This window comes from Limnohabitans sp., from assembly GCF_034680285.1.
Classification (GTDB): Bacteria; Pseudomonadota; Gammaproteobacteria; order Burkholderiales; family Burkholderiaceae_C; genus Limnohabitans_A.
This window is the reverse complement of record NZ_JAXITC010000016.1, coordinates 63,035-78,904: the sequence shown is the minus strand read 5'-3', so window position 1 is coordinate 78,904 and position 15,870 is coordinate 63,035. Positions and strand designations below refer to the sequence as shown.

Here is a 15,870-nt window from a genome sequence, read left to right as displayed (position 1 = left end):
TTTTTTGATGCACGGTCTGCCGCCGTCAATGCGCCCAACTGGACCCCTACCAAGCCTTAGCGCCTTGCCACACATGCCCACATCCGAAAACTTCATTGGCCTGATGTCTGGCACCTCTTTGGACGGTGTGGACGGCGTGCTGGCATGCATCAACCCTCAAGGGCAGTTAGCCGTTCAGTCGCACGCCTTCACGGCTTTCGACGCACCCTTCAAAGCCGAGCTGATGGCGCTCAACCAAAGCGGTCCGAATGAGTTGCACCGCAGTGCCTTGGCGGGCAACCAAATCGCACGCCATTACGCCAACGTTGTCCACCAATTGCTGTCCTCCAGTGGCCTTCAGCCCCAAGACATTGCGGCCATTGGGGCCCATGGTCAAACTGTGCGGCACCGCCCATTGGAATTCGATGGCAATGCGACCCTAGAACGTGCACCGGTCGGCTATACGCTGCAACTGATCAACCCCTCCTTGTTGGCTGAGTTGACAGGCATCGATGTGGTGGCCGATTTTCGCAACCGCGATCTGGCAGCGGGTGGCCAAGGAGCACCCTTGGTGCCCGCCTTTCATCAAGGTGTTTTTGGACGCCCAGCGTCTTGTGTGGCGGTGCTCAACATCGGCGGCATCTCCAACCTCAGCGTGCTTCACCCAGATGGTTCTGTTCTCGGCTGGGACTGCGGCCCTGGCAACGCCCTCATGGACCATTGGTGCAGCGCCCACACCGGCGCACCCTATGACGACAACGGCACTTGGTCGGCAACAGGACGCGTCATCCCCGATTTGTTAACGACCCTGAAGGCTGAAGCCTTTTTGCAGCGATTGCCCCCCAAAAGTACAGGGCGCGATCTTTTCAACCCGTCTTGGCTTCAAACACGGCTACCCTCAGACACCCCGCAGCCTCAAGACGTGCAGGCCACCTTGACCGAATTCACAGCTTTGGCTTGCGCCAACGATGTGAAGCGCCATGCACCCGCTGCACAAGAGCTGATTGTGTGTGGGGGTGGGGCTTTGAATGGGCAACTCATGCAGCGCTTGGCCCAGCACCTGCCTGGGGTGCAAGTGGTCAGCAGCGAATTGCGGGGCTTGCCCCCTTTGCAAGTGGAGGCCGCCGCCTTTGCCTGGCTGGCCGCCAAAAACCTGCGGCGTGAAACATCGAGCTTGCCAAGCGTCACGGGCGCCAGAGGCGCCCGTGTCTTGGGGGCCATTTACCCCCGTTGATGTGTGGCGAGCTGCGCTCGCCGCTCAAACCATCAGGTCGAGAAAGAAGAACCGCAGCCGCAGGTCGAGGTGGCGTTCGGGTTTTTGATCACGAACTGAGCGCCTTGCAAGTCTTCCTTGTAGTCGATCTCGGCACCAATCAGGTACTGGTAGCTCATGGCATCGATCAGCAAAGACACGCCGTTTTTGCTCATGGTGGTGTCGTCTTCGTTGGTGATTTCATCGAAGGTGAAGCCGTATTGGAAGCCTGAGCAACCGCCACCTTGCACAAACACGCGCAGCTTCAAATCGGGGTTGCCTTCTTCGGCGATCAGGTCGGCGACTTTGGCGGCCGCGCTGTCGGTGAAGACAATCGGGGCAGGCATTTCGGTCTGGATATTTTCAGCAAGAGCGCTCATGGTGTTTCTCCGGTTCAATGCTGAATAGTATAGCGCGCTGGTCGGGAATTACACCCCTTGGGCACAGTAACGCTACTGCTCACATGGGCTTTGCCCCATCACGGCATCAGGCCCCAAGCAGGACACCAGACAGCAAAAAGCCGCTGCGGCGAACCGAGCGGCTTTTTGTCGAAGCAGAAAAAGCGGATTAACGCTTGGAGAACTGCTTGCGGCGGCGGGCTGAGTGGAAGCCAACCTTTTTACGTTCCACTTCACGAGCATCGCGAGTGACAAAACCAGCTTGGCTCAGCACGGGCTTGAGCGATGCGTCGTAGTCAATCAGGGCGCGGGTGATACCGTGGCGCGATGCACCGGCTTGACCGGATTCGCCACCGCCATGCACGTTGATCATGATGTCGAAAGTTTCGGCATGGTTGGTCAACATGAGGGGTTGCTTGGCGATCATGATCGAAGTTTCGCGGCCGAAGTAGGCTTGGATGTCCTTGCCGTTGACCGTGATCTTGCCAGTGCCTTTTTTCAGAAACACGCGGGCGACGCTCGATTTGCGACGGCCTGTGCCATTGTTCCATTCACCAATCATCTCAAGGCTCCTTAGATGTCCAGCACTTTAGGCTGTTGGGCGGTGTGTGGGTGCTCAGCGCCACCATACACCTTGAGTTTCTTGATCATGGCGTAACCGAGTGGGCCCTTGGGCAGCATGCCCTTGACAGCCTTCTCGAGTGCGCGGCCAGGGTGCTTGGCTTGCATGTCGCGGAAGTTGGTTGCAGTGATACCGCCGGGATAGCCCGAGTGACGGTAATACACTTTGTCGATGGTTTTGGTGCCAGTCACTTTGAGCTGGGCAGCATTGATGATGACGATGAAGTCACCGGTGTCGACGTGAGGCGTGTAAATGGCCTTGTGTTTGCCGCGCAAACGGAGAGCAACTTCGCTGGCTACTCGTCCGAGGACCTTGTCGGTCGCGTCAATCACAAACCACTCGTGCACGACCTCAGCGGGTTTGGCGCTGAAAGTTGTTGTCATGAGTTTTCTCTTTAAAAGAAAGGTTTGGCGGGTCCTTTTCCACGGTCGGTGCTCCTCTATTGGGAGCCTCTTAGGTGGGAATTTGCCAATGCCTTGCGGCACTCAGCGTCTTCGCCGCGGGACCACTGAATCGCTGCGAAGCCTTCTATTATACGAAAAATCAAGGACTTGCGGGCGTTATTGGTTACCATCAAGGCATGTTCAGTTATCGACACGCTTTTCACGCGGGCAACCATGCCGATGTGCTCAAACACATCACCTTGCTCGCCACCATGCGCCACCTCATGCAAAAAGAGGCCGGCATCACCCTCATTGACACCCACGCCGGGGCTGGTTTGTACCGCCTGGACGGCGATTACTCCCAAAAAGGCGCCGAAGCCGAGGACGGTTTGTTCAAGCTTTTAGCCGCCGCTGAAAAGCTCGACAGCCTGCCCGAGCCGGTGCAGGACTACTTGGAACAGATCGCCAGCTTCAACCCCAACGGGCAAGCCAAGATTTACCCCGGCTCGCCTTTTTTGATGCACAAACTGATGCGCCACGCCTCGCGTGACCGCTTGCGCTTGTTTGAATTGCACCCGACCGACAGCAAGTCGCTGACCTCCAACATCGCCCAACTCGAAGCCGGACGCACAGTGACCGTGAGCCGCGAAGACGGCTTTGAAGCCCTCAAAAAGATCTTGCCGCCACCGCCTTCGGCTACCGGCTCCAAGCGGGCGATGGTGTTGATCGACCCCAGCTACGAGATCAAATCCGATTACGCCAAGGTGGCGAACGTGATTCAGGAATACCTCAAACGCTTTTCAACGGGCACTTATCTGGTCTGGTACCCGATCATCCCGCGCCCGGAAGCGCACGACTTGCCCAAGCGCCTGCGCACCTTGGCCAACCAGTCGCAAAAGCCTTGGCTCAACGCCACCCTGGCCATTGGCCGAGGCCCTGGCGACGAAGGCGGCCTGGTGGCCAGCGGCATGTTTGTCATCAACCCACCGTTCACCCTGAAAGACCAGATCCGCAAAGCGCTGGACATGGTGGGGCCTGCTTTGGCGCGCGGGTCCGGCAAAAACTGGGCGGTTGAATCGTCTTGATGCTTTGAGGGGCATGGGGCATCAGGGAAATACCTGAGCGCAGGGCATTGAAATTAACCGACCGCCCGGTCGGTTAATGGGTATACTGGCATCCGCGCCAAGATCATCCCATCCTGTTTGGCGCAGGAGACCTGCCATGTACACGCAATCTTTCAGCGTCCCGGACGGAACCGAGGACACCAAATCGGCCAGCCTGAAGGCGGTGCCCAAAGCTCTGAGCGCGCAAGACGCCGCTTTGCAAGCCCAATTTGACGCCCGCATCGACGCCGACGGCCGCATCGAACCCCGCGAATGGATGCCTGAGGCTTACCGCAAAACCCTGGTGCGCCAAATCAGCCAGCATGCGCACAGCGAAATCGTCGGCATGCTGCCCGAAGGCAACTGGATCAGCCGCGCCCCCAGCTTGAAGCGCAAAGCCATCCTGATCGCCAAAGTGCAAGACGAAGGCGGTCACGGCCTGTACCTGTACAGCGCCGCTGAGACCTTGGGCACCAGCCGCGACCAAATGCTGGAAGCCCTGCACACCGGCAAAGCCAAATACAGCTCCATCTTCAACTACCCCACGCTCAACTGGGCCGATGTGGGCGTGGTCGGCTGGCTGGTCGATGGCGCAGCCATCATGAACCAAGTGCCCTTGTGCCGCTGCTCGTATGGCCCCTATGCACGCGCCATGGTGCGCGTCTGCAAGGAAGAAAGCTTTCACCAGCGCCAAGGCTACGAAGCCCTGCTGGTGATGATGCAAGGCACGGCCGAACAAAAAGCCATGGTGCAAGACGCTGTGAACCGCTGGTGGTGGAAGTGCTTGGCCATGTTCGGCCCGCCAGACGCCGACAGCCCCAACAGCGCACAAGGCATGCGCTGGGGCATCAAGCGCATCAGCAACGACGACCTTCGCCAGAAATTTGTGGACGCCACCGTGCCGCAAGCCAAGGTGCTGGGCGTGACCTTGCCCGACCCCGACCTGAAATGGAACGAAGCCCGTCAAGCCCACGACTACGGCCAGATCGACTGGGAAGAGTTCTGGGCCACCGTCAACGGCAACGGGCCTTGCAACAAAGAACGCTTGGGCGCACGCGTCAAGGCCTGGAACGATGGCGCCTGGGTGCGCGAAGCGGCTCTGGCCTACGCCCGCAAACAACAAGCACGCCAAATGAAGGAGGCCGCATGAACACCACTGCCAACACCGCCGCATTGAAAGAATGGCCCCTGTGGGAAGTGTTTGTCCGCTCCAAGCAAGGCCTGGAGCACAAACACTGCGGCAGCCTGCACGCTTCAGATTCCGAGCACGCCTTGCAAATGGCACGCGATGTCTACACCCGCCGCCAGGAAGGCGTGAGCATCTGGGTCGTCCCCTCGGCCAGCATCTCGGCGAGTGAGCCCAATGACAAGCCCGAGTTCTTCGATCCGGCCAGCGACAAGGTGTACCGCCACCCCACTTTTTACCAAATCCCCGACGAAGTCGGACACATGTGAGCGGCGATGAGTGCCCCTATGAATGCTCCCATTGACTATCTCTTGCACCTGGCCGACAACGCGCTGATCCTCGGTCAGCGCAACGCCGAATGGTGCGGCCACGGCCCCATCCTCGAAGAGGACATCGCGCTGTCCAACAACAGCCTCGACCTGATCGGTCAAGCCCGCATGCTTTACCAGCACGCGGCCGAGCTGCTAGGCAACGGTGCCACCGAAGACACGCTCGCGTACTTCCGCGATGTGCCCGACTTCAAAAACTACACGCTCTGTGAATTGCCGCACATGCCCTTGATGGCAGCGACCTCCGCAGGCGACCGAGACTTTGCCACCACCATCGTGCGCAACTTTTTGTACAGCAGCCTGATGGTGCTGGTGTGGGACCAATTGCAAGCCTCCAATGACGCGCAACTGGCCGCCATTGCCGCCAAGTCCCTCAAAGAAGTTCGTTACCACCTGCGGCACTCGCGCGACTGGCTGGTGCGTCTGGGCGACGGCACCGACGAATCGCACGCCAAAGCGCAAACAGCCGTGGATCAGTGGATGCCTTATTGCCAAGAATTCTGGAGCACCAGCCCACAAGAGCAGGCCGCTCAAGCGAACGGCACCGGCATCGACATGGCGGCTCTGCAAAACGACTGGAACCAGATCGTGGACGCCGCATTGCAAGAAGCCACGCTCAAGCGCCCGTCCCTTGGCGGCTTTGTGCCCACCGGCAAGCAAGGCGTTCATTCAGAACACCTGGGTTTTGTTTTGGCAGAAATGCAAAGCTTGGCCCGCGCGCACCCGCAAGCCACCTGGTAATTCACGCCGATGGTTTCCACTGCTTTGCCTGCCACTGCCCTCCAACGCACCGCCGATGTGACCCACGCTTGGGCACTGCTCGAGCAGCTGACCGATCCGGAAATCCCGGTCGTCACACTGCGCGAGCTGGGCATCTTGCGTGACGTGCGTGAAGGTCCTCATGGGCTGGAAGTGGTCATCACCCCGACCTACAGCGGCTGCCCAGCCATGGGCGCTATCGAGGACGACGTGAAAGCTCTGCTGCAAGCCAACGGACTGCAAGGCAAAGTGGTCACGCAATTGGCCCCGGCGTGGACGACGGACTGGATGACGGAGGCCGCCAAAGACAAGCTGCGCGCCTACGGCATTGCCCCGCCACATGCCTGCGCCAGCGCCCCCTCTGGCGCAGCCAACGTGGTGCAGTTTGCAGCCCGCAGTGCCAAGCCCGAGGTGGTGAACTGCCCGCAATGCGGCTCGGCCAACACCACCGAAACCTCACACTTCGGCTCGACTGCCTGCAAGGCCCTTTACCGGTGCCTGGCGTGCATGGAGCCCTTCGATTACTTCAAACCTTACTGAACTGCCTTGCAGCAGTCATGCACCATGTCCGCACCCCGCTTTCATGACCTTCAGATTTCACGCATCAGCCCAGAAGCGGCCGGTGCCGTGGCGATCACGCTGAGTGTGCCTGCCGACCTGCGCGGCAGTTTCGACTTCCAACCGGGCCAGTTCTTGACCTTGCGTGCAGACATCGATGGGGCGGATGTGCGCCGCAGCTACTCCATCAGCTCGGCCCGCAGCCAGCTGCAAAAACAAGGTGTACTCGAAGTGGGCATTCGCCCTGTTGAGGGCGGCGTGTTTTCCAACTGGGCAGCCAGCCAACTGAAAGTCGGCGACACCCTGCGCGTGATGCCACCCGATGGGCGCTTCGTGGTGCAGCGCCCCCGCGCCATTCACCGCGTGGGTTTTGCGGCTGGCTCGGGCATCACGCCCATCCTGTCCATTTTGTCCAGCACACTCGAAGACCAGCCCGAATCCAAGTTCACCCTGGTCTATGGCAACCGCCGCATGGACAGCGTGATGTTCAACGAAGCGCTACAAGACCTGAAAGACCGCTATCCCTCGCGCCTGACTTTGATCCATGTGCTCTCGCGCCAAGCGCAAGAAGTACCTCTGCTCGAAGGCCGCATCGACGCGGCCAAAGTCCAGGCCATCATCGACGCATTTTTGCCTGTGGGCAGCATGGACGAAGTGTTTGTGTGCGGCCCCGAAGCCATGATCGAAGCCACCGAGCAGGCCCTGCTCACGGCTGGTGTCAAAGCCGAGCGCATCCGCACCGAACGCTTCAGCTCCCCCACGCTCGACGCGCTCAGCCCAGAGCAGCGCAGCCAAGCGGTGCTGGGTCACCCCGCCACCCGCGAAGCAGGCGAGGTGCAGCTGACCGTGGTCCTGGACGGCAAACCTTATGACATGCCGATGAACCGGAACGAGAAGATCCTCGACATCGCTTTGTCACTGGGCCTGGACCTGCCCTACTCGTGCAAAGCTGGTGTGTGCTGCACCTGCCGCTGCAAAGTCATGGAAGGCACCACCGAGATGGAGAAGAACTTCACCCTCGAAAAGCCCGAAGTCGAACAAGGCTTCATCCTGTCCTGCCAAGCCCGCCCCACCAGCGACCGGGTGGTGATCAGCTTCGACGAGCGCTGAAGACCATCGCGGCGGGGGCGCCGCTCCTACAAAGAAACGTCACTTACCCACGATGGCAAACTTCTGTTGTAGGAGCCCCGCCCTCGGGGCGATCAAACCCCAATTGACAACGAAGGCGTCGCTCCCACATGGTGTTTGCAGGAGCCCGCCCCCGGGGCGATGACCCCAAATTACTTCAAGCGCTCGACAATGTCCAAGGTCGCCGCGCTCTGGTTCATGGTGTAAAAGTGAATGGCGGGCACGCCACCATTGATCAGCTGCTCACACAGGTCCGACACCACGTCCAGGCCAAACGCCTTGATCGAGGCGATGTCATCCCCATAGCCTTGCAGGCGAAGGCGAATCCAACGGGGGATTTCTGCCCCACACGCGTCTGAAAAGCGCAGCAACTGCGACGAGCTGGAGATCGGCATGATGCCCGGCACCACGGGCACGTCCACACCCAGTTTGTACGCGTCATCCACAAAACGAAAATAAGCGTCGCTGTTGTAGAAATATTGCGTGATGGCCGAGTTGGCCCCCGCCTTCACCTTGGTGGCAAAGGCTTGCAAGTCGGCCTCGGGCGACTTGGCTTGTGGGTGAATTTCAGGGTACGCCGCCACTTCGATGTGGAAGTCGTCGCCCGTCTCGGCCCGAATAAAAGCCACCAAATCGCTGGCGTAATGGAACTCACCACCCGCGCCATAGCCGCTGGGCAAGTCGCCACGAAGAGCGACCAAGCGCTTGACGCCCATGGCCTTGAGTGTGGCCAGCTCTTCGCGCACAGAAACCTTGGTTGCGCCAATGCACGAGAAGTGCGAAGCAGCTGCAACGCCCTCGCTCAGGATGGCACTCACGGTCGAAAAAGTGCCCTCTTGCGTTGAGCCGCCCGCGCCGTAAGTCACCGAGCAAAACTCGGGCTTCAGGGCGTAGAGCTTTTCGCGCACCACGCGCAGCTTCTCTGCGCCCTCAGGCGTTTTGGGTGGGAAAAATTCCAGGCTGATCGGCAGCTTCAAACCAGACATCACAACACCTTCAAAAATTCAATAATCGTTGGCCTTGGCATAGGCCTTGGCGGCCAGATCGGCCTCGTGTGCCACGCGCGTGGCCTCGCGGGCGGGCATCACCGCCTCTGGGTTGGACCAGCACGCTTGTACAAAAAACTCGTGGTTGCCATCACCACCCGCAATCGGGCTGTCCAGCCAAGCCATCACTTTCATGCCCAATTCGGTCAGTGCCGTGCGGACGCGGTTTTCAATGAACGGGAAATGCGTGTCGTCTTTCACGATGCCGCCCTTGCCCACCTGGCCCGGCTGCAATTCAAACTGGGGTTTCACCAGCATGAGCAACTGGCCCGTGGGCTTGAGCAAATGCACCACACCCGGAAGCACCAGGGTGAGCGAGATGAACGACACATCGCCCACCAGCAGGTCAAAGCCTTCGAGCGCATCGGGGATGCGCTCGTCACCCGGCTCGAGCTCGCGGGCGTTCACACCTTCGATGCAAACCACACGCTCGTCCTGGCTGATACGCGGGTGCACCTGGGCGTGGCCCACATCCACACCCACCACTTCGGCCGCGCCGTGTTGCAGCAAGCAGTCGGTGAAACCGCCGGTGCTCTGACCCACGTCCAGGCAACGTAGACCATCCACCTGCACGCCCGTGGCCTTCAAGGCCCCTTCGAGCTTGAGACCGCCACGCGAGACATAACGCGACTCGGCGTCGTCCAACAACTCCAAGGCAGCGCTTTCGGGCACCTCGTCACGGTTCTTGACGACGGTGCGCCAAGCCCCGTCGGGCTGCTGCCACTTCACGCCCCCAGCAATCAGTCGCTGGGCTTGTGAGCGAGAAGCGGCCAGGCCACGTTCGACGAGAAGTTGGTCAATGCGCATCAATCAGTCATTTCAGTTCAAAAATCGCGACAGGGGCGTCGCTCCCACAAGGAATTTGTAGGAGCCCCGCCCCCGGGGCGATTGGGTTCAATAACGGTAAGTGTTGGCCTTGTAGGGACCGTTCTTGGACACGCCGATGTAAGCCGCTTGCTCGTCGGTGAGTTCGGTCAGCTGAGCGCCAACTTTCTTCAGGTGCAAACGTGCGACCTTCTCATCGAGGTGCTTGGGCAACACATACACCTTGCCGGCTTCGTACTGGTCTTGCTTGGTGAACAGCTCGATCTGCGCAATGGTCTGGTTGGCAAACGAAGACGACATCACGAAGCTTGGGTGGCCGGTGGCGCAACCCAGGTTCACCAGGCGGCCTTTGGCCAGCAAGGTGATCTTCTTGCCATCGGGGAAGATGACGTGGTCGACTTGCGGCTTGATCTCGTCCCACTGCAGCTTTTCCAGCGAAGCAACGTCGATCTCGTTGTCGAAGTGGCCGATGTTGCAAACGATGGCTTCGTCTTTCATGGCGGCCATGTGCTCGTAGCGGATAACGTTCTTGTTGCCGGTGGCCGACACGAAGATGTCGCACTTGTCAGCGGCGTACTCCATGGTGACCACTTTGTAGCCTTCCATGGCAGCTTGCAAGGCGTTGATCGGATCGATCTCGGTCACCCAGACTTGGGCGCTCAAGGCACGCAGGGCCTGGGCCGAGCCCTTGCCCACGTCGCCGTAACCGGCCACGCAAGCCACTTTGCCCGCGATCATCACGTCGGTCGCGCGCTTGATGGAGTCCACCAAGGATTCGCGGCAACCGTACAGGTTGTCAAACTTGCTCTTGGTCACCGAGTCGTTCACGTTGATGGCGCGGAACATCAAGCTGCCCTTGGCGGCCATCTCATTCAGGCGCAGCACGCCGGTGGTGGTCTCTTCGGTCACGCCAATGATCTGCGCACCCTTGCGGCTGTACCAGGTGGGGTCCACAGCCAGCTTGGCCTTGATGGCGTTGAACAGGCAGGTCTCTTCTTCGCTGGTGGGGTTGGCAATCAAAGACGCGTCTTTTTCGGCGCGCTTGCCCAGGTGCATCAGCAGCGTGGCGTCGCCGCCATCGTCCAAGATCATGTTGGGGCCTTCGCCGGGTGTGCCTGCCGCGCCGAAGTCAAAAATGCGGTGGGTGTAGTCCCAGTAGTCGGCCAAGGTTTCGCCCTTGATGGCGAACACAGGCGTGCCCTTGGCGGCAATGGCGGCAGCGGCGTGGTCTTGGGTCGAGAAAATGTTGCAAGAGGCCCAACGCACGTCAGCGCCCAAGGCTTGCAGGGTCTCGATCAGCACGGCCGTCTGAATGGTCATGTGCAGCGAGCCGGTAATGCGGGCGCCCTTCAGAGGCTGGGCTTTGTTGAACTCTTCACGGATGGCCATCAGACCGGGCATTTCGGTCTCGGCGATTTTGATTTCTTTGCGGCCCCAATCGGCCAGGCCGATGTCGGCAATCACGCAGTCAGCGTTGACGGTGGAAGGCATACGTGCATTCATGAGAAAAGCTCCAAGCAATGTGAATGAACCACACACATGGGCAAAGCACTGAAGGGGAAAAACAGGCTCACCGCACGTCGTGTGGATGAGCGTCGTTGCTGTTGAAGTGTTCCGAGCCTCACGCCCCGCTGCCAGCTTTTGTTCAAAGCCAGGGGGCGCTGCAACGCTCCTCGGAATGGCCAATTCTATCGCAGTCTTTTCAACGCGGCCGGCCTTTGACGACAAGATCGCCTGGACTGCAGGGTTGATTCCCTTCTATTTGCTAGACTGAGCCCATGCTCTTCACACTGCCTGCACCATGCCCCCACTGATGCCCTTCTTGACCGACTACTGGCATTTGTGCCTGGTGGCCGCCGTGATCGGCCTCATCGCGCTGGATTACGCCAACCGCTTCATTGGCCCTGCGCTGACGCTCAAAACCAGCCTGAACCGTGTCCATGCCCAGCTCATCGAGCTGATCGCGCAAAGCCCCTCGCAGTCCATCGACCTGGCCCAGCTCAAAAGTGAGGTCATGACCTCCCCCCCGCTGCAGCACGCTTGGCAGCAGTACGCCAGCACGCTGCAGCCGCAGTGGCAAGCCGCCGATGCCGGACCATTGGGAGCGGCGCGACAGCGCGTCAGCCATTTGTCGCGGGCTTTTTTCGGGCACATGGGGCAGACCACCGGTGGTGGCCGCATTGACTTATCCAACATCGAACAGTTGGCCGAGAACGATCCTCAGCTGGCCCAGGTCTGGCGCGAGTACAGCCAAGCCCTGGAATCATTGCAGCAACTCGAAGCGTCAGCGGCCACCATGGCCGGCAAATGGCAGGCCAGCAGCCACGCCGATTTGTATTTCACCGAGCAAGCCTTGGTCGACACGCCTTTGCAATCGAACTTCTACAAACACATCCCCGGCATCCTGACTGGCGTGGGCATCATTGGCACCTTCACGGGCCTGATTGCCGGGCTGATCGGTTTTGACGTGTCCTACCCCGAACGCGTGCAGGCCGAGTTGAGCCAACTGGTGCAAACCGTGGGCCATGCCTTTTTGGTGTCGGCCTTGGCCATCACCTTGGCCATGGTGTTCACCTGGATCGAAAAGTCGGTCCTCACGGGCCGTTACCGCCAAGTCGAAGAACTGCAGCAAGCGCTCGACACCCTGTTCACGCCCCAAGGCGGCATGCAGTCGGTGGAGCGCCTGACACTGGCCACCGAGATGCAAGCCGCGCTGTCCTACAAAATCTTGAACCAGCTGCGCAGCTCTGCCACCGGTTCACCGCAGCGCTGAACCCCGATGCTCGGCTCCCGAAGAACGCCTGTCAAAAGGCAACGCGACGAGGCAGAAAAACCCTTCTGGATCTCGTTCTCCGACCTCATGACTGCGCTGATGGTGCTTTTTTTGGTGGCCATGGCGGTGGCCCTGCTCAACGTCACACAAGGCCTGCGCAAAATGGACGAAGGCCGGGCCCAGCGCGACACCGCCATCTCGTCTTGTCTAGAGAGCATTCGGCACATCACCGAACAAACCCAATACCCCGGCGTGAAACTGCGCGGCCAAACGCTGGAGCTCGGGTCCCTGGCCGAATTCCCCAAAGACAGCAACGAGCTCGAAGCCCAACGCGCGAGTTACTTGCGTGGTTTTGTGCCCCACATGCTGCAAATCGCCCGCACCCCCGAATGCCAAAACTGGCTCAAACGCTTTGTGCTCGAAGGCTATGCCAGCCCCGAGGGCTCCTACCTCTACAACCTCAACCTGAGCCTAGAACGTTCGCAGCGCGTGCTGTGCGTGCTGCTCGACAACAAAGCGGCCGACGCCCTGAACGCAGAAGACCGCCAGGCCATCCGCGAGCAATTTTTTGTCGGCGGCTCGTCCTTCAACTCGGCCATCTTGAACCAGCCCGAAAAAAGCCGACGGGTGGAGCTGCGTCTGGAGTTCAAAGAGCTGCGCCCCCGCTGCGAAGCCGACACGCCCAACTGCGATGCCGACGACATCCAACCCTTGCCGTGGGACGACGACGCCAAATGCCCCGTGGCCAAACGCTAACCCAGCACTGAGCCAGCACCGAAGCGCCAGGTCCAGAGTGCACTTGGCCCGGTAAAATCACCACTTTCGCCAGCCCGCCCGGGCCTGGCCACCACGGCGGCCCTTGGCCGACCGCACGATTTCAGGACCCCTTGTGACCTACGCCCACGAAACCCGGCGCCGCCGGACTTTTGCCATCATTTCGCACCCCGACGCGGGTAAAACCACGCTGACCGAAAAGCTCTTGCTGTTCTCGGGCGCGATCCAGATCGCCGGTTCGGTCAAGGCCCGCAAGGCCTCGCGCCACGCCACCAGTGACTGGATGGAAATTGAAAAGCAACGCGGCATCTCGGTGGCCTCGTCCGTCATGCAAATGCTCTACCGCGAGCACGTCATCAACCTGCTCGACACCCCCGGCCACAAAGACTTCTCGGAAGACACCTACCGCGTGCTCACCGCCGTGGACTCGGCGCTCATGGTCATTGACGCGGCCAACGGTGTGGAAGCCCAGACCCGCCGCCTGATCGAGGTGTGCCGACAGCGCGACACACCCATCATCACGTTTGTGAACAAGATGGACCGCGAAGTGCGCGACCCGCTCGACATCCTGGACGAAGTCGAGCGCGAGCTGGGCATGCCCTGCGTGCCCATGACTTGGCCTGTCGGTCAGGGCAAGAGTTTTGGCGGCATCATCAACCTGCGCACTCAGGCCATGACGGTGTTCGACTCCGGCAGCGAACGCCTGCCGCAAGACTTCGAAACCATTCCCCTGACCGAGCAAGCCCAACTGGCCGAGCGTTTTGGCCTCGAATGGCAAACCGCCATGGACAGCATGGAGCTGGCCACAGGCGCATCGCCTGCGTTTGATGAAGCGGCGTTCTTGGCGGGCAAGCAAACGCCTGTTTTCTTCGGCTCCGGCGTGAACAACTTCGGTGTGATGGAAGTGCTCGACGCACTGGTCGACCTGGCCCCCGCACCCAAGCCCCGCACCAGCAACTTGCTGGTCAACAAACAGCCCGTGGTCAAAGAGATCCAACCCGAAGACAGCGCGTTCTCGGGCGTGGTTTTCAAAGTGCAGGCCAATATGGACGCCAACCACCGCGACCGCATTGCCTTCGTGCGCATGGCCTCTGGCAAATACACACCCGGCATGAAGCTCAAGGTGCAGCGCACCTCCAAGGAACTGCGCCCCACCAGCGTGGTCACCTTCCTCTCGCAACGGCGAGAAGCGGTGGACGAAGCCTACGCGGGCGACATCATCGGCTTCACCACCCACGGCGGCGTGCAGCTGGGCGACACCATCACCGACGGCGCCAACCTGCAATTCACCGGCCTGCCGTTTTTTGCGCCCGAACTCTTCATGACCGTGATCCTGAAGAACCCGCTGCGCACCAAGCAACTGCAAACCGGCCTCGACCAGTTGGGCGAGGAGGGCGCGATCCAGGTCTTCAAACCCGAAATCGGCGGCCCCATGCTGCTGGGCGCGGTGGGTCAGCTGCAGTTTGAAGTGGTGCAGCACCGCCTCAAAGCCGAATACGACTGCGACGTGCGCCTCGAAGGCTGCCAGTACACCGGCGCCCGCTGGATCACCGCCGACACCCCGGCCGAGCTGCGCGAGTTCACCAACGCCTACCCGCAGCGCATGTCGCTGGACGCGGCAGGCACCTTGGCGTATTTGTGCACCAGCCCCTACGACGTGCGGCTGGCGCAAGAGCGCTTCCCCAAAATCCACTTCCATCCGCTGCGCGAGCACGCCGGTTTGGCGCTGGGCTCGGCAGGATAAGCGGCCAAAAGAATTGGGATCTGACCCCAATTAAGCACATGTGGGAGCGGCGCCCTCGCCGCGATGAATCCTCGCCATCCACCACCCATCGCCCCGAGGGCGGGGCTCCTACAAATAGATCACCACATTTGCCCCGAGGGCGGGGCTTCTACAAGGGGTTTTGATGCTGCCGATTTCAGACTGGCGTCCGCCGCAAGGCCTCATCGGCGTTTTCACCGACATCGATGACACCTTGACCACCGACGGGGCCATCACGCCCGATGCCTTGCAAGCACTGGCCGACCTCAAAGCCGCAGGCCTGTGCGTGGTGCCGATCACCGGGCGGCCTGTGGGCTGGAGCGAACCCTTTGCAGCGCAATGGCCAGTCGACGCCATCGTGGCCGAAAACGGCGCGGTAGCATTGGTGAACACCGACGGCCAGCCACTACACAAGCTCTACCAACAAGACGCGGCTACACGCGCAGCCAACTTTGAGCGCATGCAGCAAGTGCTGACCCGCATCGAGCAGACCATTCCCGGTGCCAAGCGCTCACAAGACAGCGCAGGCCGCGAAACCGACATCGCCATCGACCACAGCGAATTCACGCACCTGCCTCAAACAGCCATCGATGCGGTGGTGAGCACCGTGCAAGCCGCGGGCATGACCGCCACGGTCAGCAGCATCCACATCAACGCCTGGTTTGGCGAGCACAGCAAGCTCTCAGGGGCGCGATGGATCGTTCAGAAACTCTGGGGCCGCGACCTGCAGTCAGAGATGGACCGCTGGGTCTATGTGGGCGACTCCACCAACGACCAGGTCATGTTCGAGCACTTTGCACAAAGCGTGGGCGTGGCCAACATCCGGCGATTTGAATCGCAGCTGACGCACCCACCGCGCTTCATCACCCCCAGCGAGCGGGGTGCGGGCTTTGCCGAAGTCACGCAACACCTGCTGCACAACAGGCCATCCAGCCAGCCATGAGCGCACAAAGAAAAACCCCCTGCACCTGATCGGCGCAGAGGGTTTCAAAT

General features: G+C 60.5%; 17 protein-coding genes and 1 riboswitch. Of the genes, 11 read left to right on the top strand and 6 right to left on the bottom strand.

Annotation, left to right across the window (positions count from 1 at the left end; genetic code table 11):
- Positions 1–73 precede the first annotated feature (73 nt).
- Positions 74–1,213: an anhydro-N-acetylmuramic acid kinase gene (locus SWE17_RS13270; protein WP_322993565.1), complete on the top strand. Its 1,140-nt coding sequence runs from the start codon at positions 74–76 to the stop codon at positions 1,211–1,213.
- Positions 1,214–1,245: 32 nt separating this feature from the next.
- On the opposite strand, the gene erpA is transcribed toward SWE17_RS13270, so the two are convergent.
- The 3 genes from erpA to rplM form a co-directional block, all read right to left on the bottom strand.
- Positions 1,246–1,611 carry an iron-sulfur cluster insertion protein ErpA gene (erpA, locus tag SWE17_RS13265; RefSeq protein WP_100119426.1) on the bottom strand — a complete coding sequence of 122 codons (366 nt, stop codon included), beginning with the start codon at positions 1,609–1,611 and terminating at the stop codon, positions 1,246–1,248.
- 187 nt (positions 1,612–1,798) lie between these two features.
- The gene (gene rpsI / locus SWE17_RS13260; RefSeq protein ID WP_100119427.1) at positions 1,799–2,191 is read right to left on the bottom strand and encodes a 30S ribosomal protein S9; all 393 of its coding nucleotides are present in this window, start codon (positions 2,189–2,191) and stop codon (positions 1,799–1,801) included.
- An 11-nt stretch (positions 2,192–2,202) separates the two neighbouring features.
- The gene (gene rplM, locus SWE17_RS13255) at positions 2,203–2,634 is read right to left on the bottom strand and encodes a 50S ribosomal protein L13 (protein WP_089953382.1); all 432 of its coding nucleotides are present in this window, start codon (positions 2,632–2,634) and stop codon (positions 2,203–2,205) included.
- 197 nt (positions 2,635–2,831) lie between these two features.
- On the opposite strand from rplM, the gene SWE17_RS13250 reads away from it, so the two are divergent.
- The 6 genes from SWE17_RS13250 to paaE all read left to right on the top strand — a co-directional run bounded on the left by SWE17_RS13250 (position 2,832) and on the right by paaE (position 7,679).
- Positions 2,832–3,719 (top strand): 23S rRNA (adenine(2030)-N(6))-methyltransferase RlmJ, encoded by an 888-nt coding sequence (locus tag SWE17_RS13250; RefSeq protein ID WP_322993564.1) that lies wholly within the window; start codon positions 2,832–2,834, stop codon positions 3,717–3,719.
- 136 nt (positions 3,720–3,855) lie between these two features.
- Entirely contained in the window at positions 3,856–4,887 is a 1,032-nt protein-coding gene (paaA, locus tag SWE17_RS13245; RefSeq protein WP_322993563.1) for a 1,2-phenylacetyl-CoA epoxidase subunit PaaA, read from the top strand.
- Positions 4,884–5,192 carry a 1,2-phenylacetyl-CoA epoxidase subunit PaaB gene (gene paaB / locus SWE17_RS13240; RefSeq protein ID WP_322993562.1) on the top strand — a complete coding sequence of 103 codons (309 nt, stop codon included), beginning with the start codon at positions 4,884–4,886 and terminating at the stop codon, positions 5,190–5,192. Before paaA ends, paaB begins: the two co-directional genes overlap by 4 nt.
- 18 nt (positions 5,193–5,210) lie before the next feature.
- The gene (gene paaC, locus SWE17_RS13235) at positions 5,211–5,993 is read left to right on the top strand and encodes a 1,2-phenylacetyl-CoA epoxidase subunit PaaC (RefSeq protein WP_322993561.1); all 783 of its coding nucleotides are present in this window, start codon (positions 5,211–5,213) and stop codon (positions 5,991–5,993) included.
- 9 nt (positions 5,994–6,002) lie between these two features.
- Entirely contained in the window at positions 6,003–6,551 is a 549-nt protein-coding gene (paaD, locus tag SWE17_RS13230; protein ID WP_322993560.1) for a 1,2-phenylacetyl-CoA epoxidase subunit PaaD, read from the top strand.
- 24 nt (positions 6,552–6,575) lie between these two features.
- Positions 6,576–7,679 (top strand): 1,2-phenylacetyl-CoA epoxidase subunit PaaE, encoded by a 1,104-nt coding sequence (gene paaE, locus SWE17_RS13225; protein ID WP_322993559.1) that lies wholly within the window; start codon positions 6,576–6,578, stop codon positions 7,677–7,679.
- A gap of 170 nt (positions 7,680–7,849) precedes the next feature.
- Here the strand turns inward: paaE and metF are convergent, their stop codons facing one another.
- The 3 genes from metF to ahcY form a co-directional block, all read right to left on the bottom strand.
- Entirely contained in the window at positions 7,850–8,683 is an 834-nt protein-coding gene (gene metF, locus SWE17_RS13220; protein WP_322993558.1) for a methylenetetrahydrofolate reductase [NAD(P)H], read from the bottom strand.
- Positions 8,684–8,701: 18 nt separating this feature from the next.
- Complete coding sequence (locus SWE17_RS13215; RefSeq protein WP_322993557.1) at positions 8,702–9,550, bottom strand: TlyA family RNA methyltransferase; 849 nt, start codon at positions 9,548–9,550, stop codon at positions 8,702–8,704.
- A gap of 87 nt (positions 9,551–9,637) precedes the next feature.
- Entirely contained in the window at positions 9,638–11,071 is a 1,434-nt protein-coding gene (ahcY, locus tag SWE17_RS13210; protein WP_322993556.1) for an adenosylhomocysteinase, read from the bottom strand.
- Positions 11,072–11,151: 80 nt separating this feature from the next.
- Positions 11,152–11,249: riboswitch (S-adenosyl-L-homocysteine riboswitch) on the bottom strand.
- Between the two features lie 120 nt (positions 11,250–11,369).
- Here ahcY and SWE17_RS13205 point away from each other — a divergent pair.
- The 4 genes from SWE17_RS13205 to SWE17_RS13190 all read left to right on the top strand — a co-directional run bounded on the left by SWE17_RS13205 (position 11,370) and on the right by SWE17_RS13190 (position 15,820).
- A complete protein-coding gene (locus SWE17_RS13205) occupies positions 11,370–12,341 on the top strand; it encodes a hypothetical protein (RefSeq protein WP_322993555.1) in 972 nt (323 codons plus the stop codon).
- A 6-nt stretch (positions 12,342–12,347) separates the two neighbouring features.
- Entirely contained in the window at positions 12,348–13,097 is a 750-nt protein-coding gene (locus SWE17_RS13200; RefSeq protein ID WP_322993554.1) for a flagellar motor protein MotB, read from the top strand.
- 133 nt (positions 13,098–13,230) lie between these two features.
- Positions 13,231–14,859 carry a peptide chain release factor 3 gene (locus SWE17_RS13195; RefSeq protein ID WP_322993553.1) on the top strand — a complete coding sequence of 543 codons (1,629 nt, stop codon included), beginning with the start codon at positions 13,231–13,233 and terminating at the stop codon, positions 14,857–14,859.
- A 163-nt stretch (positions 14,860–15,022) separates the two neighbouring features.
- Positions 15,023–15,820 carry an HAD-IIB family hydrolase gene (locus tag SWE17_RS13190; protein ID WP_322993552.1) on the top strand — a complete coding sequence of 266 codons (798 nt, stop codon included), beginning with the start codon at positions 15,023–15,025 and terminating at the stop codon, positions 15,818–15,820.
- Positions 15,821–15,870: the final 50 nt, after the last annotated feature.

Coding starts and splice junctions, on each gene's coding strand:
- SWE17_RS13270 (WP_322993565.1), top strand. CDS start 74: ATGCCCACATCCGAAAACTTCATTGGCCTGATGTCTGGCACCTCTTTG.
- erpA (WP_100119426.1), bottom strand. CDS start 1,611: ATGAGCGCTCTTGCTGAAAATATCCAGACCGAAATGCCTGCCCCGATT.
- rpsI (WP_100119427.1), bottom strand. CDS start 2,191: ATGATTGGTGAATGGAACAATGGCACAGGCCGTCGCAAATCGAGCGTC.
- rplM (WP_089953382.1), bottom strand. CDS start 2,634: ATGACAACAACTTTCAGCGCCAAACCCGCTGAGGTCGTGCACGAGTGG.
- SWE17_RS13250 (WP_322993564.1), top strand. CDS start 2,832: ATGTTCAGTTATCGACACGCTTTTCACGCGGGCAACCATGCCGATGTG.
- paaA (WP_322993563.1), top strand. CDS start 3,856: ATGTACACGCAATCTTTCAGCGTCCCGGACGGAACCGAGGACACCAAA.
- paaB (WP_322993562.1), top strand. CDS start 4,884: ATGAACACCACTGCCAACACCGCCGCATTGAAAGAATGGCCCCTGTGG.
- paaC (WP_322993561.1), top strand. CDS start 5,211: ATGAATGCTCCCATTGACTATCTCTTGCACCTGGCCGACAACGCGCTG.
- paaD (WP_322993560.1), top strand. CDS start 6,003: ATGGTTTCCACTGCTTTGCCTGCCACTGCCCTCCAACGCACCGCCGAT.
- paaE (WP_322993559.1), top strand. CDS start 6,576: ATGTCCGCACCCCGCTTTCATGACCTTCAGATTTCACGCATCAGCCCA.
- metF (WP_322993558.1), bottom strand. CDS start 8,683: ATGTCTGGTTTGAAGCTGCCGATCAGCCTGGAATTTTTCCCACCCAAA.
- SWE17_RS13215 (WP_322993557.1), bottom strand. CDS start 9,550: ATGCGCATTGACCAACTTCTCGTCGAACGTGGCCTGGCCGCTTCTCGC.
- ahcY (WP_322993556.1), bottom strand. CDS start 11,071: ATGAATGCACGTATGCCTTCCACCGTCAACGCTGACTGCGTGATTGCC.
- SWE17_RS13205 (WP_322993555.1), top strand. CDS start 11,370: ATGCCCCCACTGATGCCCTTCTTGACCGACTACTGGCATTTGTGCCTG.
- SWE17_RS13200 (WP_322993554.1), top strand. CDS start 12,348: ATGCTCGGCTCCCGAAGAACGCCTGTCAAAAGGCAACGCGACGAGGCA.
- SWE17_RS13190 (WP_322993552.1), top strand. CDS start 15,023: ATGCTGCCGATTTCAGACTGGCGTCCGCCGCAAGGCCTCATCGGCGTT.